At 63.2% G+C, this 26,441-nt stretch carries 21 protein-coding genes and 3 pseudogenes; 14 read left to right on the top strand and 10 right to left on the bottom strand.

Annotation, left to right across the window (positions count from 1 at the left end):
* Window positions 1-39 precede the first annotated feature (39 nt).
* On the top strand, window positions 40-684 hold the full coding sequence (locus M2396_RS21420; protein ID WP_259077902.1) for an MBL fold metallo-hydrolase: 645 nt from the start codon (window positions 40-42) through the stop codon (window positions 682-684).
* Between the two features lie 93 nt (window positions 685-777).
* Complete coding sequence (locus tag M2396_RS21425) at window positions 778-1,461, top strand: OmpA family protein (protein WP_178080745.1); 684 nt, start codon at window positions 778-780, stop codon at window positions 1,459-1,461.
* Window positions 1,462-1,596: 135 nt separating this feature from the next.
* Here the strand turns inward: M2396_RS21425 and pta are convergent, their stop codons facing one another.
* Together pta and M2396_RS21435 are read right to left on the bottom strand one after the other, a co-directional pair.
* Entirely contained in the window at window positions 1,597-3,684 is a 2,088-nt protein-coding gene (pta, locus tag M2396_RS21430; protein ID WP_101316566.1) for a phosphate acetyltransferase, read from the bottom strand.
* A 50-nt stretch (window positions 3,685-3,734) separates the two neighbouring features.
* A pseudogene (locus M2396_RS21435) lies at window positions 3,735-4,050 on the bottom strand (DUF3565 domain-containing protein).
* Between M2396_RS21435 and M2396_RS21440 the strand changes: the two are divergent.
* Together M2396_RS21440 and M2396_RS21445 are read left to right on the top strand one after the other, a co-directional pair.
* Window positions 4,019-4,504, top strand: coding sequence for a peptidylprolyl isomerase (locus M2396_RS21440; protein WP_101316570.1), 486 nt, complete (start codon window positions 4,019-4,021; stop codon window positions 4,502-4,504). The pseudogene M2396_RS21435 and the gene M2396_RS21440 sit on opposite strands and share 32 nt — an antisense overlap.
* Before the next feature lie 145 nt (window positions 4,505-4,649).
* A complete protein-coding gene (locus M2396_RS21445) occupies window positions 4,650-5,132 on the top strand; it encodes a glutathione peroxidase (protein WP_101316572.1) in 483 nt (160 codons plus the stop codon).
* On the opposite strand, the gene M2396_RS21450 is transcribed toward M2396_RS21445, so the two are convergent.
* Complete coding sequence (locus M2396_RS21450; RefSeq protein ID WP_259077834.1) at window positions 5,129-6,361, bottom strand: glycosyltransferase family 1 protein; 1,233 nt, start codon at window positions 6,359-6,361, stop codon at window positions 5,129-5,131. The genes M2396_RS21445 and M2396_RS21450 overlap by 4 nt on opposite strands.
* 266 nt (window positions 6,362-6,627) lie before the next feature.
* Here M2396_RS21450 and M2396_RS24420 point away from each other — a divergent pair.
* Window positions 6,628-7,266, top strand: a pseudogene (locus M2396_RS24420) (PAS domain-containing protein); the annotation flags it as partial.
* Window positions 7,267-7,449: 183 nt separating this feature from the next.
* Window positions 7,450-7,854, top strand: a pseudogene (locus tag M2396_RS24425) (methyl-accepting chemotaxis protein); the annotation flags it as partial.
* Window positions 7,855-7,891: 37 nt separating this feature from the next.
* Here the strand turns inward: M2396_RS24425 and cysZ are convergent.
* Window positions 7,892-8,620: a sulfate transporter CysZ gene (cysZ, locus tag M2396_RS21460; RefSeq protein ID WP_150570072.1), complete on the bottom strand. Its 729-nt coding sequence runs from the start codon at window positions 8,618-8,620 to the stop codon at window positions 7,892-7,894.
* Window positions 8,621-8,945: 325 nt separating this feature from the next.
* Here cysZ and trxB point away from each other — a divergent pair, with 325 nt between their 5' ends.
* Entirely contained in the window at window positions 8,946-9,908 is a 963-nt protein-coding gene (gene trxB, locus M2396_RS21465) for a thioredoxin-disulfide reductase (RefSeq protein WP_101316581.1), read from the top strand.
* A 68-nt stretch (window positions 9,909-9,976) separates the two neighbouring features.
* Here trxB and nadC read toward each other — a convergent pair whose 3' ends face one another.
* Complete coding sequence (nadC, locus tag M2396_RS21470; RefSeq protein WP_188035365.1) at window positions 9,977-10,825, bottom strand: carboxylating nicotinate-nucleotide diphosphorylase; 849 nt, start codon at window positions 10,823-10,825, stop codon at window positions 9,977-9,979.
* A gap of 222 nt (window positions 10,826-11,047) precedes the next feature.
* Here nadC and M2396_RS21475 point away from each other — a divergent pair, with 222 nt between their 5' ends.
* The 3 genes from M2396_RS21475 (at window position 11,048) to ampE (ending at window position 14,792) form a co-directional block, all read left to right on the top strand.
* On the top strand, window positions 11,048-13,216 hold the full coding sequence (locus M2396_RS21475) for a DUF1631 domain-containing protein (protein ID WP_259077840.1): 2,169 nt from the start codon (window positions 11,048-11,050) through the stop codon (window positions 13,214-13,216).
* 182 nt (window positions 13,217-13,398) lie between these two features.
* Window positions 13,399-13,965 carry a 1,6-anhydro-N-acetylmuramyl-L-alanine amidase AmpD gene (ampD, locus tag M2396_RS21480; RefSeq protein WP_259077843.1) on the top strand — a complete coding sequence of 189 codons (567 nt, stop codon included), beginning with the start codon at window positions 13,399-13,401 and terminating at the stop codon, window positions 13,963-13,965.
* Window positions 13,962-14,792, top strand: a complete 831-nt coding sequence (gene ampE / locus M2396_RS21485) for a regulatory signaling modulator protein AmpE (protein WP_259077844.1) — start codon at window positions 13,962-13,964, stop codon at window positions 14,790-14,792. Before ampD ends, ampE begins: the two co-directional genes overlap by 4 nt.
* Before the next feature lie 8 nt (window positions 14,793-14,800).
* On the opposite strand, the gene M2396_RS21490 is transcribed toward ampE, so the two are convergent.
* Both M2396_RS21490 and cra read right to left on the bottom strand, forming a co-directional pair.
* On the bottom strand, window positions 14,801-15,577 hold the full coding sequence (locus M2396_RS21490) for a TatD family hydrolase (RefSeq protein ID WP_259077846.1): 777 nt from the start codon (window positions 15,575-15,577) through the stop codon (window positions 14,801-14,803).
* A gap of 2 nt (window positions 15,578-15,579) precedes the next feature.
* A complete protein-coding gene (gene cra / locus M2396_RS21495; protein ID WP_101316594.1) occupies window positions 15,580-16,575 on the bottom strand; it encodes a catabolite repressor/activator in 996 nt (331 codons plus the stop codon).
* Between the two features lie 282 nt (window positions 16,576-16,857).
* On the opposite strand from cra, the gene ptsP reads away from it, so the two are divergent.
* From ptsP to M2396_RS21510, 3 genes are read left to right on the top strand one after another with little or no spacing between them, the layout of a single operon-like run.
* Window positions 16,858-19,710, top strand: coding sequence for a phosphoenolpyruvate--protein phosphotransferase (gene ptsP, locus M2396_RS21500; RefSeq protein WP_259077849.1), 2,853 nt, complete (start codon window positions 16,858-16,860; stop codon window positions 19,708-19,710).
* A complete protein-coding gene (gene pfkB, locus M2396_RS21505) occupies window positions 19,710-20,657 on the top strand; it encodes a 1-phosphofructokinase (RefSeq protein WP_259077851.1) in 948 nt (315 codons plus the stop codon). Before ptsP ends, pfkB begins: the two co-directional genes overlap by 1 nt.
* Window positions 20,654-22,390: a PTS fructose-like transporter subunit IIB gene (locus tag M2396_RS21510; RefSeq protein WP_101316600.1), complete on the top strand. Its 1,737-nt coding sequence runs from the start codon at window positions 20,654-20,656 to the stop codon at window positions 22,388-22,390. The genes pfkB and M2396_RS21510 overlap by 4 nt, the downstream gene beginning before the upstream one ends.
* A gap of 34 nt (window positions 22,391-22,424) precedes the next feature.
* On the opposite strand, the gene M2396_RS21515 is transcribed toward M2396_RS21510, so the two are convergent.
* Window positions 22,425-22,646: a DUF3820 family protein gene (locus tag M2396_RS21515; protein WP_101316602.1), complete on the bottom strand. Its 222-nt coding sequence runs from the start codon at window positions 22,644-22,646 to the stop codon at window positions 22,425-22,427.
* A gap of 199 nt (window positions 22,647-22,845) precedes the next feature.
* On the opposite strand from M2396_RS21515, the gene M2396_RS21520 reads away from it, so the two are divergent.
* Complete coding sequence (locus M2396_RS21520) at window positions 22,846-23,322, top strand: PA2169 family four-helix-bundle protein (RefSeq protein ID WP_101316604.1); 477 nt, start codon at window positions 22,846-22,848, stop codon at window positions 23,320-23,322.
* Here M2396_RS21520 and M2396_RS21525 read toward each other — a convergent pair.
* Window positions 23,319-24,815: a sensor domain-containing diguanylate cyclase gene (locus M2396_RS21525; RefSeq protein ID WP_101322943.1), complete on the bottom strand. Its 1,497-nt coding sequence runs from the start codon at window positions 24,813-24,815 to the stop codon at window positions 23,319-23,321. The two genes, M2396_RS21520 and M2396_RS21525, sit on opposite strands and share 4 nt — an antisense overlap.
* Before the next feature lie 203 nt (window positions 24,816-25,018).
* Window positions 25,019-26,341, bottom strand: coding sequence for an OprD family porin (locus tag M2396_RS21530; RefSeq protein ID WP_150570079.1), 1,323 nt, complete (start codon window positions 26,339-26,341; stop codon window positions 25,019-25,021).
* Between the last annotated feature and the right edge of the window lie 100 nt (window positions 26,342-26,441).

Here is a 26,441-nt window from a genome sequence, read left to right on the forward strand (position 1 = left end):
GGTATCATGCTCAGCATTCTTCAGCTGAGCAAAACCCCCATGACCAGCGCCGCCCCAAGCCTTATCCGCGAAACCTTCCCGGTCGGGCCTTTGCAGTGTAACTGCACCCTGATCGGTGATCCGCTGAGCAAGAAAGCCATCGTCGTCGACCCGGGCGGTGATCCAGAGAAGATCGTCGCCCGCTTGCAGGTCCACGGCCTGACGCTGGTCAGCATTATCCACACCCATGCCCACCTTGATCACTTTCTCGCCTCTGGCCGGCTCAAGGAGCTGACCGGCGCGACCTTGCACCTGCACAAGGACGACCAGCCGCTGTGGGACAACCTGGAGATGCAGTGCCAGATGTTCGGCGTGCCATATACCCCCGCACCGCCACCGGATCGCTGGCTCGCCGATGAAGAGGAGCTGGCCTGCGGCTGTGGCGTCGCGCTGCACACGCCTGGGCATAGCCCGGGCTCGATGAGCTTCTGGTTTGCCGATGCCAAGCTGCTGATTGCCGGCGACACCTTGTTCCGCCGCGGGATTGGCCGCACCGATTTGTGGGGTGGCGACCAGCGCACTATCGTGCGTTCGATCAAGGACCGTTTATACCGGCTGGATGAAGACGCGGTGGTGGTGGCCGGGCATGGCCCAGATACGCGCCTGGGCGATGAGATGCGCGAGAATCCTTTCGTACGCGCTTGAATATTCATGGAATTATTCAGCCCAGCAATGATCCAAACCCAGCATGGGTCAACGTACGATCACTGCACACTTGAATTTCTGTAGGAGCTTTCCATGATGCGTCGTCTGATTATCGTCGCTACTGCCGCTGCCCTGATGGCAGGTTGTGCTGGCCAGAACCCTTATGACAACCAAGGCCAGGGTTCTGGCGGCATGAGCAAGACTGCCAAGTACGGTGGCCTGGGTGCTCTGGCCGGTGCTGTAGCCGGCGCTGCGATCGACCACAACAACCGCGGCAAGGGCGCGCTGATCGGCGCGGCTGCGGTAGGTGCTGCCGCTGCCGGTTACGGTTACTACGCCGACAAGCAGGAAGCTGCGCTGCGCGAGAGCATGGCCAACACCGGCGTCGAAGTGCAGCGTGAAGGTGACCAGATCAAGCTGATCATGCCAGGCAACATCACCTTTGCCACCGACTCGGCGAACATCTCGCCAAGCTTCTACACCCCGCTGAACAACCTGGCAGGCTCGTTCAAGCAGTTCAACCAGAACACCATTGAAGTGGTCGGGTTCACCGACAGCACCGGTAGCCGCCAGCACAACATGGACCTGTCGCAACGTCGCGCGCAGGCGGTCAGCACTTATCTGACCTCGCAGGGCGTGGATGCTTCGCGGGTGTCGGTACGTGGCCTTGGCCCGGATCAGCCGATTGCGAGCAACGCCGATGCCAACGGGCGTGCGCAGAATCGCCGGGTTGAAGTCAACCTGAAGCCGATTCCTGGGCAGCAGTATCAGCAGTAATCTGCGTTTACGTTGAGATTTTTGGGGCCGCGTTGCGGCCCTTTCGCGACACAAGGCCGCTCCTACAAGGACCGTGCGCGTCTGTAGGAGCGGCCTTGTGTCGCGAAAGGGCTGCAAAGCAGCCCCGAGATCCACTCAGATATTCCTGCTGGCCTGAATCGCCGTCAGCGCAATGGTATGCACAATGTCATCCACCTGCGCCCCGCGCGGCAGGTCGTTCACAGGTTTACGCAAACCCTGCAGCATCGGCCCCAGGCTGACCCCGTCAGTGCTGCGCTGCACCGCCTTGTGGGTGGTATTGCCAGTATTCAGGTCAGGGAACACGAACACCGTCGCGCGCCCAGCCACCGGGCTTTGCGGTGCGAGTTGGCGGGCGATCTCCGGGTTGGCGGCAGCGTCATACTGCAACGGCCCATCGATCACCAGGCGTTGTTCGGCCTGCTGCGCCAGACGCGTTGCCTCACGCACCTTGTCGACTTCCTCGTCACTGGCCGAATCACTCGAATAGCTGATCATCGCCACCCGCGGCGCAATGCCGAAGGCCTCGGCTGACTGCGCGCTCTGCTGGGCGATCTCGGCCAGCTCGGCGGCGCTCGGGTGCGGGTTCATCACGCAGTCGCCGTACACCAGCACCTGTTCCGGAAACAGCATGAAGAACACCGACGACACCAGGCTGCTGCCCGGCGCGGTCTTGATCAGTTGCAGGGCCGGGCGAATGGTGTTGGCGGTCGAATGCACCAGGCCAGAGACCAAACCGTCGACTTCATCCAGCGCCAGCATCATGGTACCGATCACCACCGGGTCTTCCAGCTGCTGTTCGGCCATCGGCGCATTGAGGTTCTTGCTCTTGCGCAGATTGACCATCGGCTCGACGTAACGCCCACGGATCAAATCAGGGTCGAGAATTTCCAGATCCGGCGGCAGGGTAATGCCCTGCGCGCGGGCGACCGCCTGGACTTCTTCGGGCTTGGCCAGCAGCACGCAGCGGGCAATCCCACGCGCCTGGCAAATCGCGGCCGCTTGTACCAGCAGCGGCTCGGCGCCCTCGGGCAGGACGATACGCTTGTTGGCCTGCTGGGCGCGCTGGATCAGCTGATAGCGGAACACCGCCGGCGACAGGCGCAGTTCACGCGGCGTGCCGCAGCGCTGGTGCAGCCAGGCGGCATCGAGTTGGCCGGCGACAAAGTCGGTGATGAATTCGGCGCGCTCGCGGTCGTCGACCGGGATCTCGCGGTTGAGCGAGTTGAGCCGGTTGGCGGTGTCGTAGGAGCCGGTGCTCACCGACAGGATCGGCAGGCCGGCCTGCAGTGCGCCTCGGCACAATTCGAGAATGCGCGGGTCAGGCTTGCTGTCGCTGGTCAGCAACAGGCCCGCCAGCGGCACGCCGTTGATTGCCGCCAGACTTACGGCAAGGATGATGTCGTCGCGATCGCCAGGGGTCACCACCAGCGTGCCGGGCTTGAGCAGCGGCACTGTGTTGGCCACGGTTCGGGCGCAGATGATGATGGTGTTCATCCGCCGTTGCTCGTAGTCACCGGCGTTCACTACCTGAGCGCCGAGCAGATCGGCCACATCGCGGGTGCGTGGCGCGTTCAGCTCGGGTTGATAGGGGATGCAGCCGAGCAGGCGGAAGTCATTGCCGCGCAGCAGCGGCGAATGCTCACGCAGGCGGCTGGCGAACTCGCTCATGCTCTCTTCGGTGCGGACCTTGTTGAGGATCACCCCAAGTACCTTCGGATCACGCGGGCCGCCGAACAACTGCGCCTGCAGCTCGACACGGCCGGACAGTTCGCTGAGCACTTCGTTTTCCGGCGCCGACACCAGAATCACCTCGGCATCCAGGCTTTTCGCCAGATGCAGGTTGACCCGCGCCGCGTAGCTGGCATGCCGGGTCGGCACCATGCCCTCGACCACCACCACGTCCTTGCCGACGCAGGCCTGTTGGTACAGGCGAATGATTTCTTCAAGCAGTTCGTCGAGCTGGCCGTCGCCGAGCATCCGCTCGACCTGGCCCAGGCTCAGCGGCGTCGGCGGCTTCAGGCCGTGGGTGCGCGCCATCAGCTCGGTCGAGCGCTCCGGGCCGGTGTCACCCGGATGGGGCTGGGCAATGGGCTTGAAGAAGCCGACCTTGAGGCCGCCGCGCTCGAGCGCGCGGACCAGGCCGAGGCTGATGGAGGTCAGGCCGACACCGAAGTCGGTCGGTGCGATGAAAAATGTCTGCATGCGTGCTTCTCGAAATAAGCGGTGCAAAGAACCAATCGCCAAGGGTATCGCTAATCGGCGCCTTGTGCGCACCATCCACACGCGAATGTCTGGCCGATGCGCTGTTCGCGCTCGGTGGCCTCGAGCACCCAGGGGCGTGCTTGCCAGGGTGGTTGATGGCGCAGGTGCTGGGTATGCCCGCACGTCAGCTCGACCACCCAGTGGCCCTGATCATCCTGATGAAAACCGCTGACCCGACTGACGGGGCGGGCATCGCCTGCAGTGCGTTCGCAATCGGGCGATGCGTTGGTTACACTTGTCCGCTCTACATTCTTTTGCAAAAGGTCTCGCCCCCATGCCGATCGCCGCCAACAAGGCCGTCTCCATCGACTATACCCTGACCAACGACGCCGGGGAGGTGATTGACAGCTCCTCCGGCGGCGCGCCGCTGGTTTACCTGCACGGTTCCGGCAACATCATCCCAGGCCTGGAAAAAGCCCTGGAAGGTAAAGACGTCGGCGAAGAACTGAACGTTACCATCGAGCCGGAAGACGCCTACGGCGAATACCTGGCCGAGCTGGTCAGCACTCTCAACCGCAGCATGTTCGAAGGTGTCGACGTGCTCGAAGTCGGCATGCAGTTCCACGCTTCGGCGCCGGACGGCCAGATGCAGATCGTCACCATCCGTGACCTGGACGGCGACGACGTAACTGTCGACGGCAATCACCCACTGGCCGGTCAGCGCCTGACCTTCCAGGTCAAGGTCGTTGCGGTCCGTGATGCCAGCGAAGAAGAAGTTGCCCATGGCCACGTCCATGGCGAAGGCGGCCATCAGCACTGATATCTGCGCTAAGCTCAGACAGTCGCCAGGCGCTCGGGCAAGCCGTATTTGCCCTCCATCGGAGGGGTGACGGTTGGCCCGCGCGCCTTTTTAGTGGGCGCCGTTTGCTCCAGCGACAATCAAAACGCAGGAAAGGGGAGTCATCATGAGTGCATTTCACGAGCTGACGTTGCATGCGTTGGACGGCGAGGATCTGCCCCTTGCGCCGTTCAAGGGCCAGGTGGTGCTGGTGGTCAATGTGGCCTCCAAGTGTGGCCTGACCCCGCAGTACGCCTCGCTTGAATCGCTGCACCAGCTGTACAAGGCCAAGGGCTTCAGCGTGCTCGGCTTGCCGTGCAACCAGTTCGCCGGCCAAGAGCCGGGCAGCGAGCGTGAAATTCAGGAATTCTGCAGCCTCAACTACGGGGTGAGTTTTCCGCTGAGCAGCAAGCTTGAAGTCAATGGTCCTCAGCGCCACTCGCTGTATCGGCTGCTGGCGGGCGAGGGTGCCGAGTATCCGGGCGATATCAGCTGGAATTTCGAAAAGTTTCTGGTGGGCAAGGACGGCCGCGTGCTGGCTCGCTTCGCCCCGCGCACTGCACCGGATGACCCTGCACTGGTGCAGGCGATCGAAAAAGCCTTGGCTTAACGGCGCTGTTGCGAGCGGCTGGGGTTGGCTAACCGGCCCAGCACGGGCAACGGCAGCGGCGCTCTGGCGCTGGTTGCGTCGCAGGCCTGCTGCCAGGCATCGCACAAATACCCTTCGAACTGCTCGACGATGGCTGGCCAACCTTGGCGGCTGGCATGCTGTCGCGCATTCAGGCGAACCCGGCGCAGGGTTTCGCTTTCGTCCAGTAACCAGCACGCTGCATCGATGAACCCGATCTGATCCCCTGGCATCGCCACGGCCCCGCTGTGCCCATGACGCACGTGCTGAGCCGCTGCGGCTTGGTCATAAGCGACCACGGCCAGGCCTGAGGCCATGGCCTCGAGGACGACGTTGCCAAACGTCTCGGTCAGGCTTGGGAACAGGAACACATCGCCGCTGGCGTAGTGCTCGGCAAGGTGTTGACCACGCTGCGCGCCGCAGAACACCGCGTCTGGCAGTTGCTGCTCAAGGCTGGCCCGCTGTGGGCCGTCGCCGACCATGATCAGGCGCAGGCGCCGTTGTGGATAACGCTGCTGGAGGGCTTGCAGGCACGGCTTGAGCAGGTTCAGGTTTTTTTCCGCAGCCAGCCGGCCGACATACATTATCGCCAGGTCTTGCTCGGCCAGGCCCCATGCTTCACGCAGCATCTGGCTGCGGCGGGCGGGATTGAACAGGCAGGCATCGACTCCGCGTGCGAGCAAGGCCAGTCGGGTAAAACCGCGTCGTTCGAGATCCACCCGCTGGCTGATGCTTGGTACCAGCGTGACCGCGCTGCGCCGGTGGAACCAGCGCAGGTAGTGGGTCAGTAGCCGGGCCAGCAGGCTAAGCCCGTACTGGCCTGCATACTGCGGGAAATTGGTGTGAAAGCCGCTGACCACGGCAATCTTCAAACGGCGTGCGGCGCGCAGCGCACTCAGCCCCAACGGGCCCTCGGTGGCGATGTAGATCACATCTGGCCGCTGCCTGCGCCAGCGCCGCAGCAGCTTGTGCAGGGAAATACCGCCCCATTGCAGGTCGGGGTAACCCGGCAGCGGCCAGCCTTTGCACAGCAGCAGGTCAGCATCGTCAAGGCGCAGTGGATCGTGGGCCTGGCGCGGGCGCACCAGCTCAACGCTGTGGCCGCGCTCGCGCAGACCATCACTGAACCGGCCGAGGGTATTGGCCACGCCATTGACTTCAGGGGCAAATGTCTCACTGACAAAGGTGATGCGCAGGCTTGGAGTGTTCATGACAGAAGTTTCCGCCTGCCCGATTGCGTTCCCATGACCACTTTATGACCGGCAAGTGACGCCTGGTTGCGCAATGCCTAGTGCGCTGAATATTTCCCCGCAGGCCGCTCAAGAACGCTCATATATCTGCCGATGCAGATGGATTCGGATGGCCGGTGCGCTCCAGGAGTGCGGTAATGTTCAACAGCAAGCTCAAGAAAGAAAATCAGCAACTGCGCGAGGACTTGATGTCCATGGAGCAGGTCAAGGACAGCCTCGACAGCGAAATGCTGGTGCTGCAGCTCGATCCGCAGGGGCGCATCGAAACGGTCAATGCCAACTTTGAGCGTGAAATGTTCTATCGCGCTGACCAGTTGCTCGGCCGCAGCCTTGAAGAGATCGTTCCGGCGCACGTCAAGAAACTCGATTTCTATGAGCGCATGAAAGCCGCCATCAGCACCGGCGCCCACCTCAATGGCGCTTTCCGCCTACTGCGTGGCAATGGCGAAGAGGCGTGGCTGCGCTCGATACTGCAGCCGGTGCGCGATTTCGAGGGCCGCATCAAGTACTTCACGCTGCACTCCAGCGACCTGACCCGGACCATTGCCAGTTCGCGTGAGCACGAGAGCCTGATAAATGCACTGATGCGCTCAACGGCTGTCATCGAATTCAGCCTCGATGGCCATGTACTGACCGCCAACGAGCGCTTCCTGCAGACCATGGGCTATCGCCTGGAGCAGGTCAAAGGCAAGCATCACCGCCTGTTCTGCGAGCCTGAAGAAGCCAACTCAGCCGGTTACCAGGTGTTCTGGGACAAGCTGCGCCGTGGCGAGTTTGTCGCTGACCGGTTCAAGCGGGTAGATGCCAATGGCCGCGTTGTGTGGCTCGAAGCGTCCTACAACCCAATCATCGACGCCCACGACGTGCTCTACAAAGTGGTCAAGTTCGCCACAGTGATTACCGACCAGGTCAACCAGGAGCAGGCTGTCGCCCAGGCAGCCGATATCGCCTACAGCACCTCGCTTGGTACCGATGCCAGCGCCTGCAAGGCCAATGATGTGGTGACTCAGACCGTCAGCGTGATGCGCGGCCTGGAAGCCTCGATGCAGCAGGCTGCCGAAGGTATTCAGGCGCTGGATACCCAGTCACGGGTGATTGGCTCGATTATCAAGACCATCAGCGATATCGCCGGGCAGACCAACCTGCTGGCGCTCAACGCCGCCATCGAAGCGGCCCGCGCCGGTGAGCAGGGCAGGGGCTTTGCCGTGGTCGCCGATGAAGTACGCCAGTTGGCTTCGCGCACCAGCACCGCCACCGAAGAGATCGCCCGGGTCGTGCAGCAGAACGAGCAGTTGGCGTTGGCCGCGGTGGCTATCATCGACACCAGCAAGCGCCAGGCCGAGCAGGGCCTGAGCCTGGCCGGCGAGACTGGCGCGGTGATAACCGAGATTCAGGATGGCGCCAAGCGCGTGGTCGAAGTGGTGGGGCAGTTTTCCAGCCAGTTGGGTTCTTGAGCCTTGCTCTGGGGCCGTGCACCGGCCCCAGAGCCGATCAGCTGCGCTCGCGCACCCAGAACAACGTCGCCCCGGCCACCGCTGCCGGCATCATCACGATGTTGACGAACGGAATCATCAGCGCCAGGTAGGTGATGCCGCCAAAGCCCATGCTCTGCCAGCGCTTCTGGCGCAGCCAGGCGAGCATGTCCTGCCAGCTCATCTTGTTGTTGTCGGCCGGATAGTCGATGTACTGGATGGCCATCATCCACACGCCGAAGATCAGCCACAGTGGTGCGGCAATGACGTTAACCACCGGAATGAACGAGAGAATGAACAGCGCCAGTGCGCGCGGCAAGAAGTAGCCCAGCTTGCGCATTTCGCGGCTCAAGGTGCGCGGCACCATGGCGATCAGCTCGCCCCAGCTGAACGGCGGGAAGGTGTCCTGGCCGCGCACCACCACTTCGACCTTTTCTGCCAGAAAGCCGTTAAACGGCGCCGCGACAATGTTGGCCACAAGAGTGAAGGTGAAGAACACCATCAGCACCACTAGCGCCACGAACAGCGGCCAGATGATGTAGGTGAGAAAGCTCAGCCACTCCGGCAGAGTTGGCATCAGCGTGTCGACCCACAGGCTGAACTGATGCGCGGCCAGGTACACCAGGCCACCGAACAGCAGCAGATTGATCGCCAGCGGCAGCAGCACGAACAGGCGCAGGCCGGGGGTCAGGATCAGCTTGAGGCCTTCACGCAGGTAGTGCGGGCCGGATAGAACAGGGGCTTGCATGGAGACGCTCCGCAGAAGGTAAACGCGCTGACCTTACCGAGTTTGCTGGCGTGACGGAAGCCGGCTGAGCAGCGCGCAACCGGCTGTAACAAAACCTCGCGGGACCTCTCTATCGATTTTGCTGGTGGATAGAGCGTGTCTATAAGGTGGATTGTCTGAGGATATTTCCTTAATCTCTGCGACCTCGCTACAGTGCGCTCAACTTTAAAGGTTTCGGACTTGCGCGTTATAGCCTTCCCCAAGTGCTGCGTGGGTCCATTTTATTTCCAGCCGCCGTCGGCGCTTTGCAGCCGAACCCGTGCGGCCCGCTCGACAGGAGTTCGACATGTCTGAAGTACGTCATTCGCGGGTGATCATTCTCGGTTCCGGCCCTGCCGGCTACAGCGCTGCGGTCTACGCTGCGCGTGCCAACCTCAAGCCGCTGTTGATTACCGGCATGCAGGCCGGTGGCCAGCTGACCACCACCACCGAAGTCGACAACTGGCCGGGCGACCCCCATGGCCTGACCGGCCCAGCGCTGATGCAGCGTATGCAAGAGCATGCCGAGCGCTTCGAGACCGAGATCGTCTTCGACCACATCAACGCGGTTGACCTGGCCAACAAGCCGTTCACCCTGCAGGGCGACAGCGGCACCTACACCTGCGACGCGCTGATCGTCGCCACCGGTGCCAGTGCGCGTTACCTGGGCCTGCCGTCGGAAGAAGCGTTCATGGGCAAGGGCGTGTCTGCCTGCGCAACCTGCGACGGCTTCTTCTACCGCAACAAGCCGGTAGCGGTCGTCGGCGGCGGCAACACTGCCGTTGAAGAGGCGCTGTACCTGGCCAACATCGCCAGCAAGGTGACCCTGGTGCATCGCCGCGAAACCTTCCGCGCCGAGAAGATTCTGGTCGACAAACTCAACGCGCGGGTTGCCGAAGGCAAGATCGAGCTCAAGCTCAACGCCACCCTCGACGAAGTGCTGGGCGACAACATGGGCGTGACCGGTGCGCGCCTGAAAAACAACGACGGCAGCAGCGACGAGATCACCGTTGACGGCGTGTTCATCGCGATCGGTCACACCCCGAACACATCGCTGTTCGAAGGTCAGCTGACCTTGAAGGACGGCTACCTGGTAGTCAGCGGCAGCCGTGAAGGCAACGCCACTGCAACCAACGTCGAAGGTGTATTCGCCGCCGGCGACGTGGCCGACCACGTTTACCGTCAGGCGATCACCTCGGCGGGTGCTGGCTGCATGGCTGCACTGGACGTCGAGCGGTACCTGGACGGCCTGGCCAACGCTTCGTTCTAAGCCGCCAGCGTCAAAACGCGGGGCAATGGGCACGGTTCGCAACCGGCGCCCATTGCCCCGCGTTGCGTTTACAGGCTCAAGCGCATCGACAGGTCGACCGCTTTGACGTCCTTGGTCATTGCGCCGATCGAGATGTAGTCGACCCCGGTCTCGGCGATCACCCGCAGGGTGCTTTCATTGACACCGCCGCTGGCCTCGAGCTTGGCCTTGCCGGCATTGATCCGCACCGCTTCGCGCATTTCATCCAGGCTCAGCTCGTCAAGCATGACGATATCGGCCCCGGCCGCCAGCGCCTGGCGCAGCTCATCCAGACTCTCCACTTCGACCTCGACCGGCTTGCCTGGCGCGATGCGGTGCGCTGCAGCTACTGCTTCGGCAACGCCACCGCTGGCGGCGATGTGGTTTTCCTTGATCAGGAACGCGTCATACAGGCCGATGCGGTGGTTGTGGCAGCCGCCACAGGTCACCGCGTACTTCTGCGCCAGGCGCAGGCCGGGTAGGGTCTTGCGGGTATCGAGCAAGCGCACCTGAGTACCTTCGACCAGGTCCGCGAGGAACCGCGCCCGGGTGGCCACGCCTGACAGCAGCTGGAGGAAGTTAAGCGCTGAACGTTCGCCGGTCAGCAGCGAGCGGGCTGGGCCTTCGAGGTGAAACAGCGGCTGGTTGGCCTTGGCCAGGTCGCCATCGACCACTTGCCAGTGCACCGCGACCCGCGGATCGAGCTGGCGAAACACCGCATCGACCCAGGCACTGCCGGCCACCACGCAGTCTTCGCGAGTGATGATGGTGGCCTTGGCCAGGCGCTCGGCCGGGATCAGTTGCGCGGTGATATCGCCATTGCCGACGTCCTCGAGCAACGCGCGGCGCACGTTGGCTTCGATTTCGGCAGTCAGGTCGGCGAGGCGTAGGTTCGGCATGGTCGGCTCCACAGGCTAGATGCCGGCGATTATAGGGCAGGGGGGCGGTGTGTACAGTCATGCCGCTGATGACCTTTGGTCAGAACAGGGGAGCATTTCGTCTGATTAGTGGTCTTTTCACCGGGACATGCACTACGTGCTGGCAGCTGTAAGACTTTTTGTCGATAATAGCGTCCAGTATTTGGCGTCATGGCTTTGACGATTTCCTGCAAGGAGTTAGGGATGCATACAGAAGGCAAGGTGGTGCCCTTGGTGGCGGCCGCCGACAGAGGTGCGCGCGTGCCCTCGCTGAGCCTTCCGATCGTGCTCCTGCAGGTACGGGACAAGGCTGTCCTGCAATTGCGCCAAGGCCTGCAGGCGTTGTTCGACAATGCTGACGACAGGCTGTTCGAGATGGCCGACCGGGCCGGTGAGCGGGTCGATCAGAACCTCTACTTCGAAGCGATGCGCGACCTGCGGCTGAAGCGCAAGAGTATCGAGCGGGAGTTTCTCGATGCGTTCTATGACGCCTTCGCCCGTATCGGCCAGGCCGAGCGCGTACCTTATCTGGCGATTACCGAATCGCTGCGCAACGCTGCTCAACCGGAGCGGGCGGCGGCCATCGAGGGCATGCTGGCGCGGGTGTTGTCGCGTGATGGCTTTGCCCTTGATCAGCTGGGCTTGCGCTTCCAGGCGCTGCTGGAGATGCCCCTTGAACTGCGCCGCAATCCGTTGGGCCCGGAGTGCCTGTGCGGGTTCTTTCTGGATGCCGGGCGCAGCCTGGGAGTTGGCCCGCAGGTCAAGCTGATCCTGCTGAAGCTGTTCGAACGCTATGTGCTGCGTGATCTTGATCTGCTGTACGGCGAAGCCAATCAACTGCTCGCTGCAGCCGGCATCCTGCCCGAACTGATGCCCGCGCCGCGGCGCCGCGCCGAAGACCGGCCGCTGGCCCACCTGCACAGCGCTGACTGTCACGCCCAGGCCGATCCGGCCGACGGCGACAGTACTGGCCAGGACTTCTTCGCCAGCCTGCAACCGCTGCTGGCGCCTGCTCGCGGGCGTTTCGCGCCGCGCCTGCAGAGCGTGGCAACTGCCGAGCCAATCAATACCGCCGATCTGCTGCGGCTGCTGTCGCATTTGCAGCACTACGTGCCCGGCGTGGCTGATGCCGACGACTTCAACCTGAGCCAGCAGCTGGAACAGTTGCTGCTGCGGGTCGGCGTACGCAGCGGCAGCCGCCGGCGGATCGGCAACTACGACGAAGATGTGATCAACCTGGTCGGCTTGCTCTTCGACTTTATCCAGACTGACGACAACCTGCCGAGCAACCTGCGCGAACTGCTCGCGCGTCTGCATATTCCGCTGCTGAAAGTGGCCATGCTCGACAGGGGCCTGTTCAGCCGCGCCAACCACCCGGCGCGGCGCTTGCTCGACGAGATTGCCGCCGCGGCGCTGGGCTGGGAGGCTGACGAACAGGTCTCGCGTGGCGGGCCGCAGCAGCGAGTCGAGCGCATCGTCCAGCGTTTGCTCAATGATTACGCTGAAGATCCGCAGTTGTTCGCCGAGCTGCTCGAGGATTTTCTCGCCTTCAATCAGGATGAGCGCCGTCGCAACGAACTGCTCGAGCAGCGCACCCGCGATGCCGAGGAGGGTCGGGCGCGCACCGTGCAGGCGCGACGGCGCGTGCAGCAGGAACTGAACCTGCGCCTGCACGGGCGGGTGCTGCCGCAGACGCTGGTGCAGATGCTGGTGCAGTCCTGGAGCCAGGTGCTGTTGCTGGCATGGCTCAAGCATGGCGAAGCCTCACCGGCCTGGCGCCAGGGCCTGGCGACCATGGACAGCTTGCTTGCCAGCATCAGTGCGCATCGCAGTGCCGAGGCCTGTGCGCAGTTGCTCGAACAGGTGCCGGGGCTGCTCAAGGCGTTGCGTGATGGGTTGGCCAGTGTCGCCCAGGACTCGACCGCGGCTCGGGAGTTCTTCGCCGAGCTTGAGCAGTTGCACCTGCGGGCGTGTGGTGGTGTGAGTCAACTTGATCAAGGGGCGCTGATCAGTGAGGTGTTGGTGGCTGATGAGATTGTTCTCGCCGTCGCTGACGAGACTATCTGTGATGCGCCTTTTGACGACAGCAGCGAATATGCTCGGCAAGTTCGCCAGTTGCGTGTTGGTAGCTGGTTGGAAGTGCTTGAAGAAGCCGGCCCGCTGCGCTGCAAGCTGGTGGTCAGGATCGATAGCTGCGATCGGTTGGTGTTTACCAGTCGGACCGGGATCAAGGTGCGTGAATGGAGTCGCGGTGGGTTGGCGTTGGCGCTGGCCAATGGGGATGTGCGGGTGCTTGATGATGGGCCTCTGTTTGAACGTGCGCTTGATGCGGCGTTGCAGCAGTTGCGTGGGTCGCTGACGCACAGTCATTGAGCAAGGCCGCACAGCGGCCCTGGCTATCTTGAGTGCCGGTTTCATGGCTGGCTCATTCATCGGATTAAAGCCCCCCCCCCGGATGCGCAAGACGAAACAAATTGGCTAGATAACCGAATCACCCTGCCGGACCACTAGGGCATACTGAACGCCCCTGGTTGATGATATTCAGGATCTGCCCGATGCAACTGGACCCCGCGACCGGCTGGTTTGCCGGCGTCACTCACTGCCCTTCGTCAAACTTCAACGAACGCCCTGCGGGCGAGGCTATCTCGTTGCTGGTGATCCACAACATCAGCCTGCCTCCGGCATGCTTCGGCACCGGCAAGGTGCAGCAGTTCTTCCAGAACCAGCTCGACCCGACCGAGCATCCTTATTTTCAAGACATCTGCCATCTGACCGTCTCCGCTCACCTGTTCGTCGAGCGTGACGGTGGCGTTACCCAGTTCGTCTCTTTGCTTGACCGTGCCTGGCATGCTGGCGTGTCGCGCTTCGATGGGCGGGAAGGCTGCAATGACTTTTCCATCGGCATTGAACTGGAAGGCACCGACGAAATGCCTTACAGCGATGCTCAGTACGCGACCCTGGCGCGCCTTACGCAACAGATATGTGCGGCCTGGCCGGCGATCGATGTGCAGCGCATTCGCGGCCATGACGAGATCGCGCCGGGGCGCAAGACCGACCCCGGCGCCGCCTTTGACTGGCCACGTTATCGCGCCGACTTGCTGAACAATGAGGGACAACCATGAGTTTTCTGGTGTTGGTGCTGGTGCTGTGGGTCGAGAAGTTTTCGGCGCTGCGTCAGCGGTTGCAACGTGACGGCTTTTTTCTAGGCGAGCTGGCCCGGCTTGAGCGCAGTGGCAAACAACAGCCCTGGTGGCAGTTGGCGGTTCTGGTACTGGCGCCGGTCGCGCTGCTTGTTTTGCTGCTGCATGTGCTCGAGCCGGTGGCGTACGGCCTGCTGGCATTGCCGGTGCACTTGCTGGTGTTGATCTACAGTCTAGGCCGCGGTGATGCCAAGGCGGCGTTGGGGCAATTGCGCGATGCCTGGCACCGGGGGGATAAGCAGGCGGCGCTGCATGTCGCTGATCGTGACCTGGGCATGCAGGCCGATGATGCGCCGAGTTTGCTGGTGAAGGTGCAGGGGTATCTGTTGTGGCACGCCTACCAGAGTTTCTTTGCGGTGATCTTCTGGTACTTCCTGCTCGGGCCTGGCGCGGCATTGGCGTATCGGCTGCTGGTGCTGTGCAGCGAGTACAGCGGACAGCCCGCGCTTAAAGCCAGGGCCGAGCAGCTGCGGCATGTCATGGATTGGCTGCCAGTGCGGGTGCTGACCCTGAGCTTTGCCCTGGTCGGCAACTTTGTCGCGGTGATGCGGGTAATGCTGCACGAGTTGCTCAATTGGCGTATCAGCGCTGCGCTGCTGGTAACCCGGGTTGGGCGTGCCGCTGACGACATCCCCGAACAGGAAGACAGCCAGTTGGGCCTGGCCCGTCTGGACAGCTTGTGGGAGTTGCTGTTGCGCTCGGCAGTGCTGTGGTATGCGGCCTTTGCTCTGTGGACGGTGTTGCTGTAGAGGAGGCGCTACCAGCCAAACAGCTCGCAGGCTGTGCGGCTGGACGCGGCCGCCAGCTGCTCCGGGGCGACGCCCATCAACTCGGCCAGCACCTGAGCGATCTGCGGTAAGTGCTCGGGGCTGTTACGCAGGCCTGGGTACATTGCCGGCGCCATGTCCGGCGCGTCGGTCTCCAGTACCACGCTTTCCAGCGGTAAGCGTGCCACGGTCTTGCGCAGGCGTAGCGCTTGCGGCCAGGTCGCCGCGCCGCCCAAGCCCAGCTTGAAGCCGAGCTTGATGTATTCGCGGGCCTCTTCGAAGCTGCCGACAAAGGCGTGGATGATGCCAGCCCGTTGCAAGCGATAACGCTTGAGCGTGGCGATCACCTGGGCATGGCTGCGGCGTACGTGCAGCAGCGCCGGTAGGTCGAAGTCGCAGGCGATCTGCAATTGCGCTTCAAACAAAGCCTGTTGTTCGGCAGGGTCGAGCTCCGGCAGGTAGTAGTCCAGGCCGATCTCGCCCACCGCACATAGGCGCGGGTCGCCGCGCAGGCGCTCGAACCAGTTGCGCAGTTCCAGCAGATGTTCAGGCCGATGCTGGGCCAGAAACACCGGGTGCAGACCTAGTGCGGCATACACACGCGGGTCGCTGCAAGCCAGTTGCCAGACCCGCTGCAGGTTATCTGCCGTCACCCCCAGTACCACCACCCGTTCCACGCCGCTCGCTGCGGCATTACCCAAAACATGCTCGCGGTCGGCGTCGAACTCTGGGAAGTCCAGATGGCTGTGGGTATCGATCAGGCGCATGGTCAGGTCGGCTGAATACGTTGCTTGAAGGTTCGCGGTACCGCGTGCACACCCGGCTGGTAGCGCTTCTGTTCGATGGCCGCCAGGGCCAGCTCCAGCGCGGCGGCGGCGATCAGCCCGTGCTGCTGGGCCATGGCATTGACTGGCAGCGGCAGGAAATCGAGCAATTGGTTGTCACCGAAGGTGCCCAACTGCAGCTGGCGTGATTCGGCCGGGCGGGCCTGGAGGGCGTCGAACACCCCTTGCAGCAGTACATAGGAGGTGGTCACCAGCGCATCCGGCAAGCCGCCATGCTCGGCAATCAATTGCTCCATCAAGCGCTGGCCGCACTCGCGGCTGAACGCTTCGCCCTGATAGCGGCGGATCTCCCCGGTGAACTGCTGCAGGGCTTGATCGAAGCCGCCGGCCCGGGCCTGGCTGACCGACAGTTCTGGGCGTGCACCGATCAGGGCAATGCTGCGCGGGGCGGTTGCCAGCAGGCTGCGGGCGAGTTGCTGGCTGGCATCGCGATCGTCGCTGATGACCGAGCAGAAGTGCGTAGGGTCAAGGCCACGGTCGATGGCAATTACCGGCAGGCCTTTGTCTTGCAGGGCGCGGTAGCTATCGTCCTCACCTGGCAAGCAACTGGCGACGAACAGCGCATCGCAGCGCCGGGCCCGGAACAGCTGCTGCAGTTGCCGCTCGATGTCCGGCTGGTCGTCGCTGCTGGCGATCAGCAGTTGGTAGCCACGCGCGCGGGCCGCCTGTTCGAGTTGCTTGGCAATGCGTGCATAGCTGGGGTTCTCCAGATCCGGGAGAATGAAGCCCAACGTGCGCGTGTGCCGGCTGCGCAGACCCGCCGCCTGGGGGTTTGGCGTGAAACCATGGGCGTCGACAACCGCCTGGACACGCTCGACGGTGGCGCTGCTGATACGCTGCTGTTCGGCCTTGCCGTTGATGACATAGCTGGCGGTGGTGACTGAAACACCTGCCAGACGGGCGATATCACTGAGTTTCACCGAATTTTCCTTGTTATTTCCGGGACTGGCTGTGGCACCTGATTGGGTAGTTTGACCCAGCCTCAAGCCTGCGCGCAGGCGACCATTGTCGCAATTGTCCGACGGGATGGGGCTTTTTCGTCGCAAGATTATCGAGTAACGTGGCCGCCTGGTCAGATTAAACGTTTCAGCCGACAATTATCAGCGGGCACTGCCGCCTGCGTCGGCTGTTGAGCTGGTTGTTTTGCTGAATTTCACAACAATACCTCAGTACCCGCTGCGGGACTGCAAAAGGAGAAGGTCATGCTCGAGCTCGCCAAAGAGCAGATAGCCATGGGTCAGTCTGCCGCCGACAAAGGCCAGGCTCTGCGCCTGCTGGCTGACTGCCTGGTTGCCGATGGGCTGGTTGCCGAGGGCTACCTGCAAGGCTTGCAGGACCGCGAGGAGCAAGGCTCGACCTTCCTCGGTCAGGGCATTGCCATTCCCCACGGCACGCCGCAGACGCGTGATCAGGTGTTTGCCACCGGCGTGCGCTTGATGCAGTTCCCCGAGGGCGTGGACTGGGGTGATGGGCAGATGGTCTACCTGGCGATTGCCATCGCCGCCCGCTCCGACGAACACCTGCGCCTGCTGCAACTGCTGACCCGCGCCCTCGGTGAGACCGACCTGGCCCAGGCACTGCGCCGGGCCAGTTCGGCCGAGGCGCTGCTCAAACTATTGCAGGGCGCACCGCAGGCGCTGGCGCTGGATGCGCAGTTGGTCAGCCTGAACCTGCCGGCTGACGACTTCGAAGAGCTGGCCTGGCGCGGCGCTCGTTTGCTGCAACGCGCCGGCTGCGTCGAAAGCGGCTTTGCCGCCATGCTGCAGCAGGCCGAGCCGCTGCCGCTGGGCGAAGGCCTGTGGTGGCTGCACAGCGAGCGCCAGGTGCGCCAGCCGGGGCTGGCGTTCATCACCCCGCAGCAGCCGCTGCGTTATCGCGATCAGCCGCTCAATGGTCTGTTCTGCCTGGCCAGCCTGGGTGCTGCCCATCAGGCGTTGCTCGAGCGCCTGTGCGAAGTGCTGATCGAAGGCCGTGGGCAGATGCTCTATCAGGCCACCAGCAGCCGCACCGTGCTTGAAGTGCTCGGCGGTGAAGTTCCGGCCGACTGGCCCAGTGCACGGATTGTGCTGGCCAATGCCCACGGCCTGCATGCACGCCCGGCCAAGGTGCTGGCGCAACTGGCCAAAGGCTTCGAGGGTGAAATCCGTATTCGTCTGCTCGACGACAGCCAGCCGGCGGTATCGGTGAAGAGCCTGAGCAAGCTGCTCGGCCTCGGCGCCCGCCGTGGTCAGACGCTGGAATTGATTGCCGAACCGAATATTGCCAACGATGCCCTGCCGGTGTTGCTGGCGGCCATCGCCGACGGCCTGGGTGAAACCGTTGAAGCACTGCCCCAAGCTTGCACCGAAGAGGTCGTAGTGGTTGCCGAACCGCTCTCGGCACCTGTGCCTGGCAGCCTGATTCAAGGCGTGCCTGCGGCCCCGGGGATTGCCTGCGGGCCGGCGCATATCTGCGTCGAACGTGACATCGACTATCCGCTGCGCGGTGTCTCGCCAAGCCAGGAGCGAGCGCAATTGCGCGCTGCGCTGGAAACCGTCAATGCAGAATTGCAGGCACTGGTGCAGCGCAGCGACAAAGCCATCGGCGAGATATTCATAACCCATCAGGAAATGCTCGCCGACCCGGCCCTGATGGACGAAGTCGAGCAACGCCTGGGCCAGGGCGAAAGCGCTGCCGCCGCCTGGATGAGCGTTATCGAGGCCGCCGCGCGCCAGCAGGAAGCCCTGCACGACGCACTGCTCGCCGAGCGCGCCGCCGATCTGCGTGACATTGGTCGGCGCGTGCTGGCGCAACTGTGCGGCGTCATCGATACCCCTGAGCCAACAGAGCCGTATGTGCTGGTGATGACCGAAGTCGGCCCGTCCGACGTCGCCCGGCTCGATCCGCAGCGGGTCGCCGGCATCGTCACCGCCCAAGGTGGCGCTACTGCCCATAGCGCCATCGTTGCGCGTGCGTTGGGCATCACGGCGGTAGTCGGTGCAGGCGCGGCGATGCTGTTGCTGGCTCCCGGCACGCCGCTGCTGCTCGACGGCCAGCGCGGCCGGGTCAGCGTGGCGCCGGCCGCGGATGAGCTGCAACGCGCGTTGACCGAACGCGACCAGCGTGAACAGCGCCTGCAGCAAGCCTGGGCCAGCCGCCATCAACCCGCCGTCACCCGCGACGGCCATGCCATCGAAGTTTTTGCCAACATCGGCGGCAGCCAAGGCATCGACAAAGTGGTCGAGCAGGGCGCCGAAGGGGTTGGCCTGCTGCGCACCGAGCTGATCTTCATGGCCCACCCGCAGGCGCCCGACGTGGCAACCCAGGAAGCCGAATACCGGCGCGTACTCGATGGCCTCGACGGGCGGCCGCTGGTAGTGCGCACGCTGGATGTCGGCGGCGACAAACCGCTGCCGTACTGGCCGATCGCACGCGAAGACAACCCGTTCCTTGGCGTACGCGGTGTGCGCCTGACCTTGCAGCGCCCGCAGATCATGCGCGACCAGTTGCGCGCATTGTTGCAGGCCGCCGACGGCCGCCCCCTGCGGATCATGTTCCCGATGGTCGGGCAGATCCACGAGTGGCGCGAAGCCAAGGCCATGGTCGAGCAATTGCGCGAGGAGATCCCGGTCGCCGACCTGCAACTGGGGATCATGGTCGAGGTGCCTTCCGCGGCCTTGCTGGCGCCACAGCTGGCGCGCGAGGTGGACTTCTTCAGCATCGGCACCAACGACCTGACCCAGTACACCCTTGCCATCGACCGCGGCCACCCGAGCTTGTCGGCCCAGGCCGATGGCCTGCACCCGGCAGTGCTGCGCCTGATCGACATGACCGTGCGCGCCGCCCATGCCGAAGGCAAGTGGGTGGGGGTCTGTGGCGAGCTGGCCGCCGACCCGCAAGCGGTGGCCATATTGCTTGGGCTTGAGGTCGACGAGCTCAGCGTGGCCTCGCGCAGCGTCGCCGAAGTCAAGGCGCTGGTGCGCCAGCGTGATTACCAGACGGCCCGTGCGCTTGCGCTCGAGGCCCTGCAACAAGACAGCGCCGCCGCCGTGCGCGCGTTGGTGGAGCACTACTGATGGCCAAGATCCTCACCCTGACCCTGAACCCGGCGCTGGATATCACCGTCAGCCTCGACAGCTTGCGCGCAGGCCAGGTCAACCGCAGCCAGGCGCAGCACAGCCACGCCGCCGGCAAGGGCCTGAATGTCGCCCAGGTGCTGGCCGACCTTGGCCACAGCGTGACCGTCGGCGGGTTTCTTGGCCGCGACAACCTGCAGCTGTTCGAAGCGCTGATCCAGTGGCGCGGCTTTGCCGACTCCTTTGTCCGCGTGGCCGGCGAGACGCGCAGCAACATCAAGCTGGTCGAGGCCAACGGCTGCGTGACCGATATCAACGGCCAGGGCCCGGAGGTCGATGCCGCTTCACGCAGCGCGCTGATGCGCAAGCTGCTGCAGATTGCGCCAGGGCATGACGCGGTGGTGGTCGCCGGCAGTCTGCCGCGCGGCATCGACCCGCAGTGGTTTGCCGAGCTGCTCGGGCAGCTCAAGGCGCAAGGCTTGAAGATTGCTCTGGACAGCAGCGGCGAGGCCTTGCGCGCCGGCCTTCAGGCAGCGCCCTGGCTGGTCAAGCCGAACACCGACGAGCTTGCTGAGGTACTCGGCCACAGCGTCACCGGCCGGGCCGAACAGCAGCAGGCTGCCAGCCAACTACTGGCAAGCGGCATCGAGCACGTAGTGGTGTCGCAAGGCGAGCACGGCGTCAGCTGGTACCGCGCAGGTGCCGTGCTGCACGCACAACCGCCGCAGGTGCGCGTGGCGAGCACGGTCGGTGCCGGCGACTCGCTGGTGGCCGGCATGGTCCATGGCCTGTTGCAGGGCGAGGCGCCAGCACAGACGCTGCGCCGCGCCACCGCCATCGCCGCCCAGGCGGTGACGCAGGTCGGCTTTGGTATCCGCGACCGCGCGCAGCTGGAGCAACTGCAAGCAGGCGTACACATCACAGAACAACAAGAGGCTTGCCGATGAACATTGCCATTGTCACCGCCTGCCCCAACGGCCAGGTCTCCAGCGTACTCAGCGCGCGCCTGCTGGCGGCTGCAGCGCAGCGCCGCGGCTGGAGCACCAGCGTCGAGGTGCAGGATGCCGAGCACCCCGAGCGCAATTTGAGCGCCACGCAGATCGCTGAGGCCGACTGGGTGCTGGTGATCAGTACCGGCGCGGTCGATCTGTCGCGCTTCGTTGGCAAACGCCTGTACCAGAGTACACCGGCTCAGGCGTTGGCCGATCGCGAGAGTTTTCTCGATGAGGCAGCTGCCCAGGCGCAGGTCCACAGCGCCAGCGCCGTGGTCGATGCACCGGCCGCGCTGGGGCCGCCGAAGATAGTCGCGGTCACGGCCTGTCCAACCGGCGTGGCCCACACCTTCATGGCTGCCGAAGCCTTGCAGCAGGCCGCGCAGCAACTGGGCTACCAGCTCACGGTGGAAACCCAGGGTTCGGTCGGTGCGCGCAATCCGCTGTCGGCGCAGGCCATTGCCGAGGCCGATGTGGTACTGCTGGCGGCCGACATCGAAGTGCCCACTGCGCGCTTTGCCGGCAAGCGGGTATACCGCTGCGGTACCGGCATTGCTCTCAAGCAAGCCAAGGCCACCCTCGACAAGGCCCTGCTCGAAGCCAAGCAGGAAAGCGCTGCCGATGCCGCCGCGGGGGCCACGGCCAGCAGCGAAAAAAGCGGCGTGTACAAGCACCTGCTGACCGGCGTGTCGTTCATGCTGCCCATGGTGGTAGCTGGCGGTTTGCTGATCGCCTTGTCCTTCGTATTCGGCATCAATGCCCACGAAGTGCCCGGCACCCTGCCGGCGGCGTTAATGCAGATCGGCGCTGAGGCAGCCTTCAAACTGATGGTGCCGCTGCTGGCCGGTTACATCGCCTGGTCGATTGCCGACCGCCCTGGCCTTGCGCCGGGGATGATCGGCGGGATGCTGGCGACCATTCTTGGCGCGGGCTTTATCGGCGGCATCGTAGCCGGCTTTCTGGCCGGCTACAGCGCCAAGGCGATCAGTCGCTGGGTGCGCTTGCCGAGCAGCCTCGAGGCGCTCAAGCCGATCCTGATCATCCCGCTGCTGGCCAGCCTGTTCACCGGCCTGGTGATGATCTATGTGGTGGGCCAACCGGTCGCCTCGATGCTTGCGGGCCTGACCCAGTTCCTCGACAACATGGGCACCACCAATGCCATTCTGCTCGGGCTGCTGCTGGGCGGGATGATGTGTGTGGACCTTGGCGGGCCGATCAACAAGGCGGCCTATGCGTTCTCGGTCGGCCTGCTGTCGAACCAGAGCTTTGCACCGATGGCCGCGACCATGGCTGCCGGCATGGTGCCGCCGATCGGCCTGGGAATCGCCAGCCTGATCGCCCGCAGCAAGTTCGCCCAGAGTGAGCGCGAGGCAGGCAAGGCAGCCTTGGCATTAGGCCTGTGCTTTATCTCCGAAGGGGCGATCCCGTTTGCTGCCAAGGACCCGTTGCGGGTGATTCCAGCAAGCGTCATCGGTGGCGCGTTGACCGGGGCGCTGTCGATGTACTTTGGCTGCAAGCTGATGGCGCCGCATGGCGGCCTGTTCGTGTTGTTGATCCCCAATGCGATCAACCATGCGCTGTTGTACTTGCTGGCGATTGCCGCCGGCAGCCTGGTCACGGCGCTGATCTATGCCGTGCTCAAGCGTAAAGAGCAGGTCGAGCTGGCGATAGCGCCGGTCAAGGCCTGAGATCTGAGCGCCAGGTCCCTTCGGGTGAAGGGGCCTAGCGTTTGTGCTTGTGCCGCAATGGCACCAGCAGTTCACCCAGCCCGTTGTGATCAATCTCATGCATCAAAGCCAGCAGCGCCCCTAGCTCACCTGGCGGAAAGCCCTTGCGCGCAAACCAGCCAAGGTAATCGCCAGGCAGATCGGCCAACAGCCGGCCCTGGTACTTGCCGAATGGCATGCTGCGGGTCACCAGCAGTTGCAGGTATTCAGGTTTCATCGCCAGCCGCCTCCGGATAAAGCGCCGACGATACTGCAATCTGCACGAGGGCCCAAGCGGTGATCATGCAGAACGCCGTTTACAAGGGTTAAGCATTAATCCGTAAGCTAATGATTTATAAGTATTTTTTGTTGCTCGATAAATTGGCACGAAGCCTGCTCTGTATATAACCACTTCCCACTGCCAAGGAGTTTGAGCAATGAGCAATCCAAACAAAGATGTAATCGACGTCCTCAACGACCTGATCGAATACAGCAAGGATGGCGAGAAAGGCTTCAAGACCTCTGCCGAGGACGTGAAGAATCCTGAGCTGAAAGCGTTCTTCGTCAAGCGCGCTGCTGGCTGCGCTACCTCGGCTGCCGAGCTGCAGAGCGAAGTGCGTCGCCTGGGCGGCGATCCAGAAACCTCTACCAGCGTCAGTGGTGATCTGCACCGCGGTTGGGTCAATCTGAAGTCGCTGCTGACCGGCAAGGACGACGAAGCGATCCTCAATGAAGTGGAGCGCGGTGAAGACCACGCCCTCAAGGCTTACAAAGAGGCCCGCGAGAAGCTGGTCAAACTCGGCCGTACTGCTACCGATAGCAGCTACAACCTGGTCGAAACTCAGCTACAAGGCGTACAGCGCAATCACGATGAAGTGAAGGTCCTGCGCGACGCAGCACGCGCCCGCTCTTAATCGAGCGGTCCCTCTACCCGGTTACGGCCTTTGGCCTTGGCCCGGTAGAGGGCCTCGTCCGCGGTGCTCAGCAGACTGGCCAAGTCTTGCTGGGTACCGGGGATGTACAGGCCGATGCCTATGCTCACCGTCACCGAGTGGGTATCTGCGCCAAATGGCGCCAAGCCCTCCACCCCCTGCTTGATCCGCTGCGCCAGCAGCAGTGCGCCAGCCTGTTCGGTTTCCGGCAGCACGATCTGAAATTCCTCGCCGCCGTAGCGCGCTGCCAAGTCTGAAGGCCTGCGAATACAGCCTTCTATGGTTTTCGCGACCTCCCGCAATGCATGGTCACCACCGGCATGCCCGTGGCGTTGATTGAACGCCTTGAAATGATCGATATCGACCATCAGGATCGCCAACGGCCTGCGGTTGCGCTGTGCCCGTGCCCATTCCAGACGCAGCACCTGATCCAGCCGCCGGCGGTTGGCAAGGCCGGTCAAGCTGTCGGTTGCTGCCAGTTTTTCCAGGCCTAGTTCGAGCTCCTGACGACGGCGCAGCTCGCGTCCGAGCAGCACCGTCAGCCACAGGATGGCGATGCACAGCACGCCCGTGGCGATGCTCACCACGGCGGCGGTACGGCGCCATGACTGGAATACTTCATCGCTCGAGTGCGCTACCACCACAACGAGTGGCTGGTCGGCAACCTGGGCGAAGGTGTACAGGCGCTCGACCCCGGAAGCACTGGACTTGGCAGTAAAGCTGCCACTGCGTTGGCTGAGGATGCGCTGGAAGTTGGGCCGGCTGCTGAAGTTGCTGCCGATCAGCGTACTGGGTGCCGCACTGGGATGGCGCGCTAGCAACTGACCGTCGGTGTTGAACAGGCTGATGCTGCTGTCGACACCGATATCCAGGCGCTGGAACAGCTCGCTGACGTAACCCAGGCGCAGTGCGCCGGCAGCAATACCTGCGAACTCACCATTCAGCCCGTTGATACGCCGGCTGAAACTGATGCACCAGTCCAGGTCGCCAAGCCTGGCCTTGAACGGTGGGCCGATCAACATGCCCAGGCTGGGGTCGGCCTGGTGGGCCTTGAATACCTTTGTGTCGGCGAAGTTGGCCTTGCGCGGGACAGCGCTGGTGGAGTCGCCAATCACGTTCCCCTGCGCATCGATCCACAGCACGTCACCGCGCCGGCGGTCGATGAAGGCTTCGTTGAACAGCAGCCGCTGGCGCAGCTCGCTCGGCACGCCAGTCAATTCCTTGCGCCCGACTGCCCAGATCAGCCCTTGCAGGGACTGGTCGTAAAGCTCGATGTTGCGTAGCACATCGCTCTCGATCAGCTGGACGATGTTGCTCGACGAGCGGATTGCCGACTGCTCGACGCTGTCGCGTTCGCGGGCGAGCAAGAACACCACTATCGCCAAAATCGCGAGCACAGCCAGGCAGCTGCCTAGATTGAGCAACAGTTCGGGGTGCGACTTGAGCGGGGCATTCCCCGGTGATCGATTGGGCAACATGAGGCTCGCAACTGCGTAAGTCCCTCGTGTCCTTGAGGGTAGGGCCAGGGCGGGGCGGCGGTAGTGTAGGGAAGCGGTGATTGTCGGACAAGAAGTTATCTGGCCATCCGACGAGTGCGTGCAGCGCTGGCGGGGCTGATACGGGGCGCTCTGCAGCGGCAAAGCCGCATTGCAGAGTGCCCCGTGCTTGCAGGCCGCGATCAGAACAGGTTGAGCGGATAATCCACGATCAGGCGGATTTCATCGTTGTCCTGCTCGGCAGCGTAGGCCTGGTTGGCGCGGTGGCTGGCATAACGCAGGAGTACCGACAGGTCTTTGAAATCGCCCTGCTGGAATACGTACTTGATGTCCAGGTCACGTTCCCAATGGGTGGCGTGCTTGCCGTCGGCATTGTAGTAGTCGTAGTAGGCGTTGTTTTGCGCTGCCTTGGTCAGGTCTGCTTCACCGCGTGAGTACGACAGCTCAGTGCTCAGGCCATCGACGCCTAGGCCGGCAAAATCATAACCGTAGGCCAGCTTCCACGAGCGCTCGTTCGGTGCGTTGAAGTCCGAGTACATCCGCGAGTTGTCGAGGAACACGCTGTCACCCAGATTGATGTAGTCGAACGGCGTGTTGCCGTTGACCCGCTGATAGGCGGCGGTAACGCTGTGATGACCGGCGTTGACCGTGAAGTGCAGGCTGAACGTGTTGTTGTCGATGTCGCCCAGCAGCGCCTGGCCGGTGTCCTGGGTGTGATAGAAGTGCAAACCCGGGTTGAGGCTGACCAGGTCGTTGACTGCATAGGTGTAGTCAAAGTCGAAGTAGTACTGGTTCCAGATGTCCTTCAGCTCGGCTGCATAGAGGTTGCTGGTGATCGCTTCGCTGCCGCTCCAGGAGGCGCCGGCCCAGCTCAGGTGCTGACTGTCGCGGTTGTCCTGCAAGGCGCCGTAGTAAGTGTCGATGCGGCGGTGGCCGCTCTGGTTGTACGGCTTGGTGAAGCTGACCTGGCCGCCTTCGAGGAGCAGGCCGTCGATGCTGTTGTTGCTCAGGCTGACGCCGCGAAAGGTCTGCGGCAGCATGCGCGTTTCGCCGCCGGCGATGACCGGGTTGCTGAGGAACAAGTCACCGGCCTTGAGCTCGGTGTCGAACGCCTTGAGCTTGAGCGCGGCACCGGCAGTGGAGAAGGCGTGCGGCGCAGCGCCCAGCTCGCCGTTGGCCTTGGTGTGTTCAGGCAGGATGCTGGTGCCGGCATAGCCGCCACCGCCATCGAGCTTGAGCCCGAGCATGGCGTGCGCATCCAGGCCGAAGCCGACAGTGCCCGGGGTGTAGCCGGACTCGAAGCGGGCGACGAAACCCTGGCCCCATTCACGGTTGTCGCGCACACCGCTATTGAGGTTGTTGCGGTTGAAGTAGGCGTTGCGCAGATGCAGGTTGAACGAGGAGCCTGCAACAAAACCTTCAGCGGCTTCGTCGGCGTGGGCAACGCTTGGCATCGTTGCGGCGAATGCAATGAACAGCGGGGTGAAACGGAAAGCGGAAGACACCGGTTAGAGCTCCTTTGGTCTGACGGTGGGGCAATTTTTATTGTCGAAAAACGCAGTGACTGCAGTGAGTCAAGGTATCTGCGTGGTGCAAATTTTGGAC

The organism is Pseudomonas sp. BIGb0278 (assembly GCF_024809895.1).
GTDB classification, from domain to species: Bacteria; Pseudomonadota; Gammaproteobacteria; order Pseudomonadales; family Pseudomonadaceae; genus Aquipseudomonas; species Aquipseudomonas shirazensis.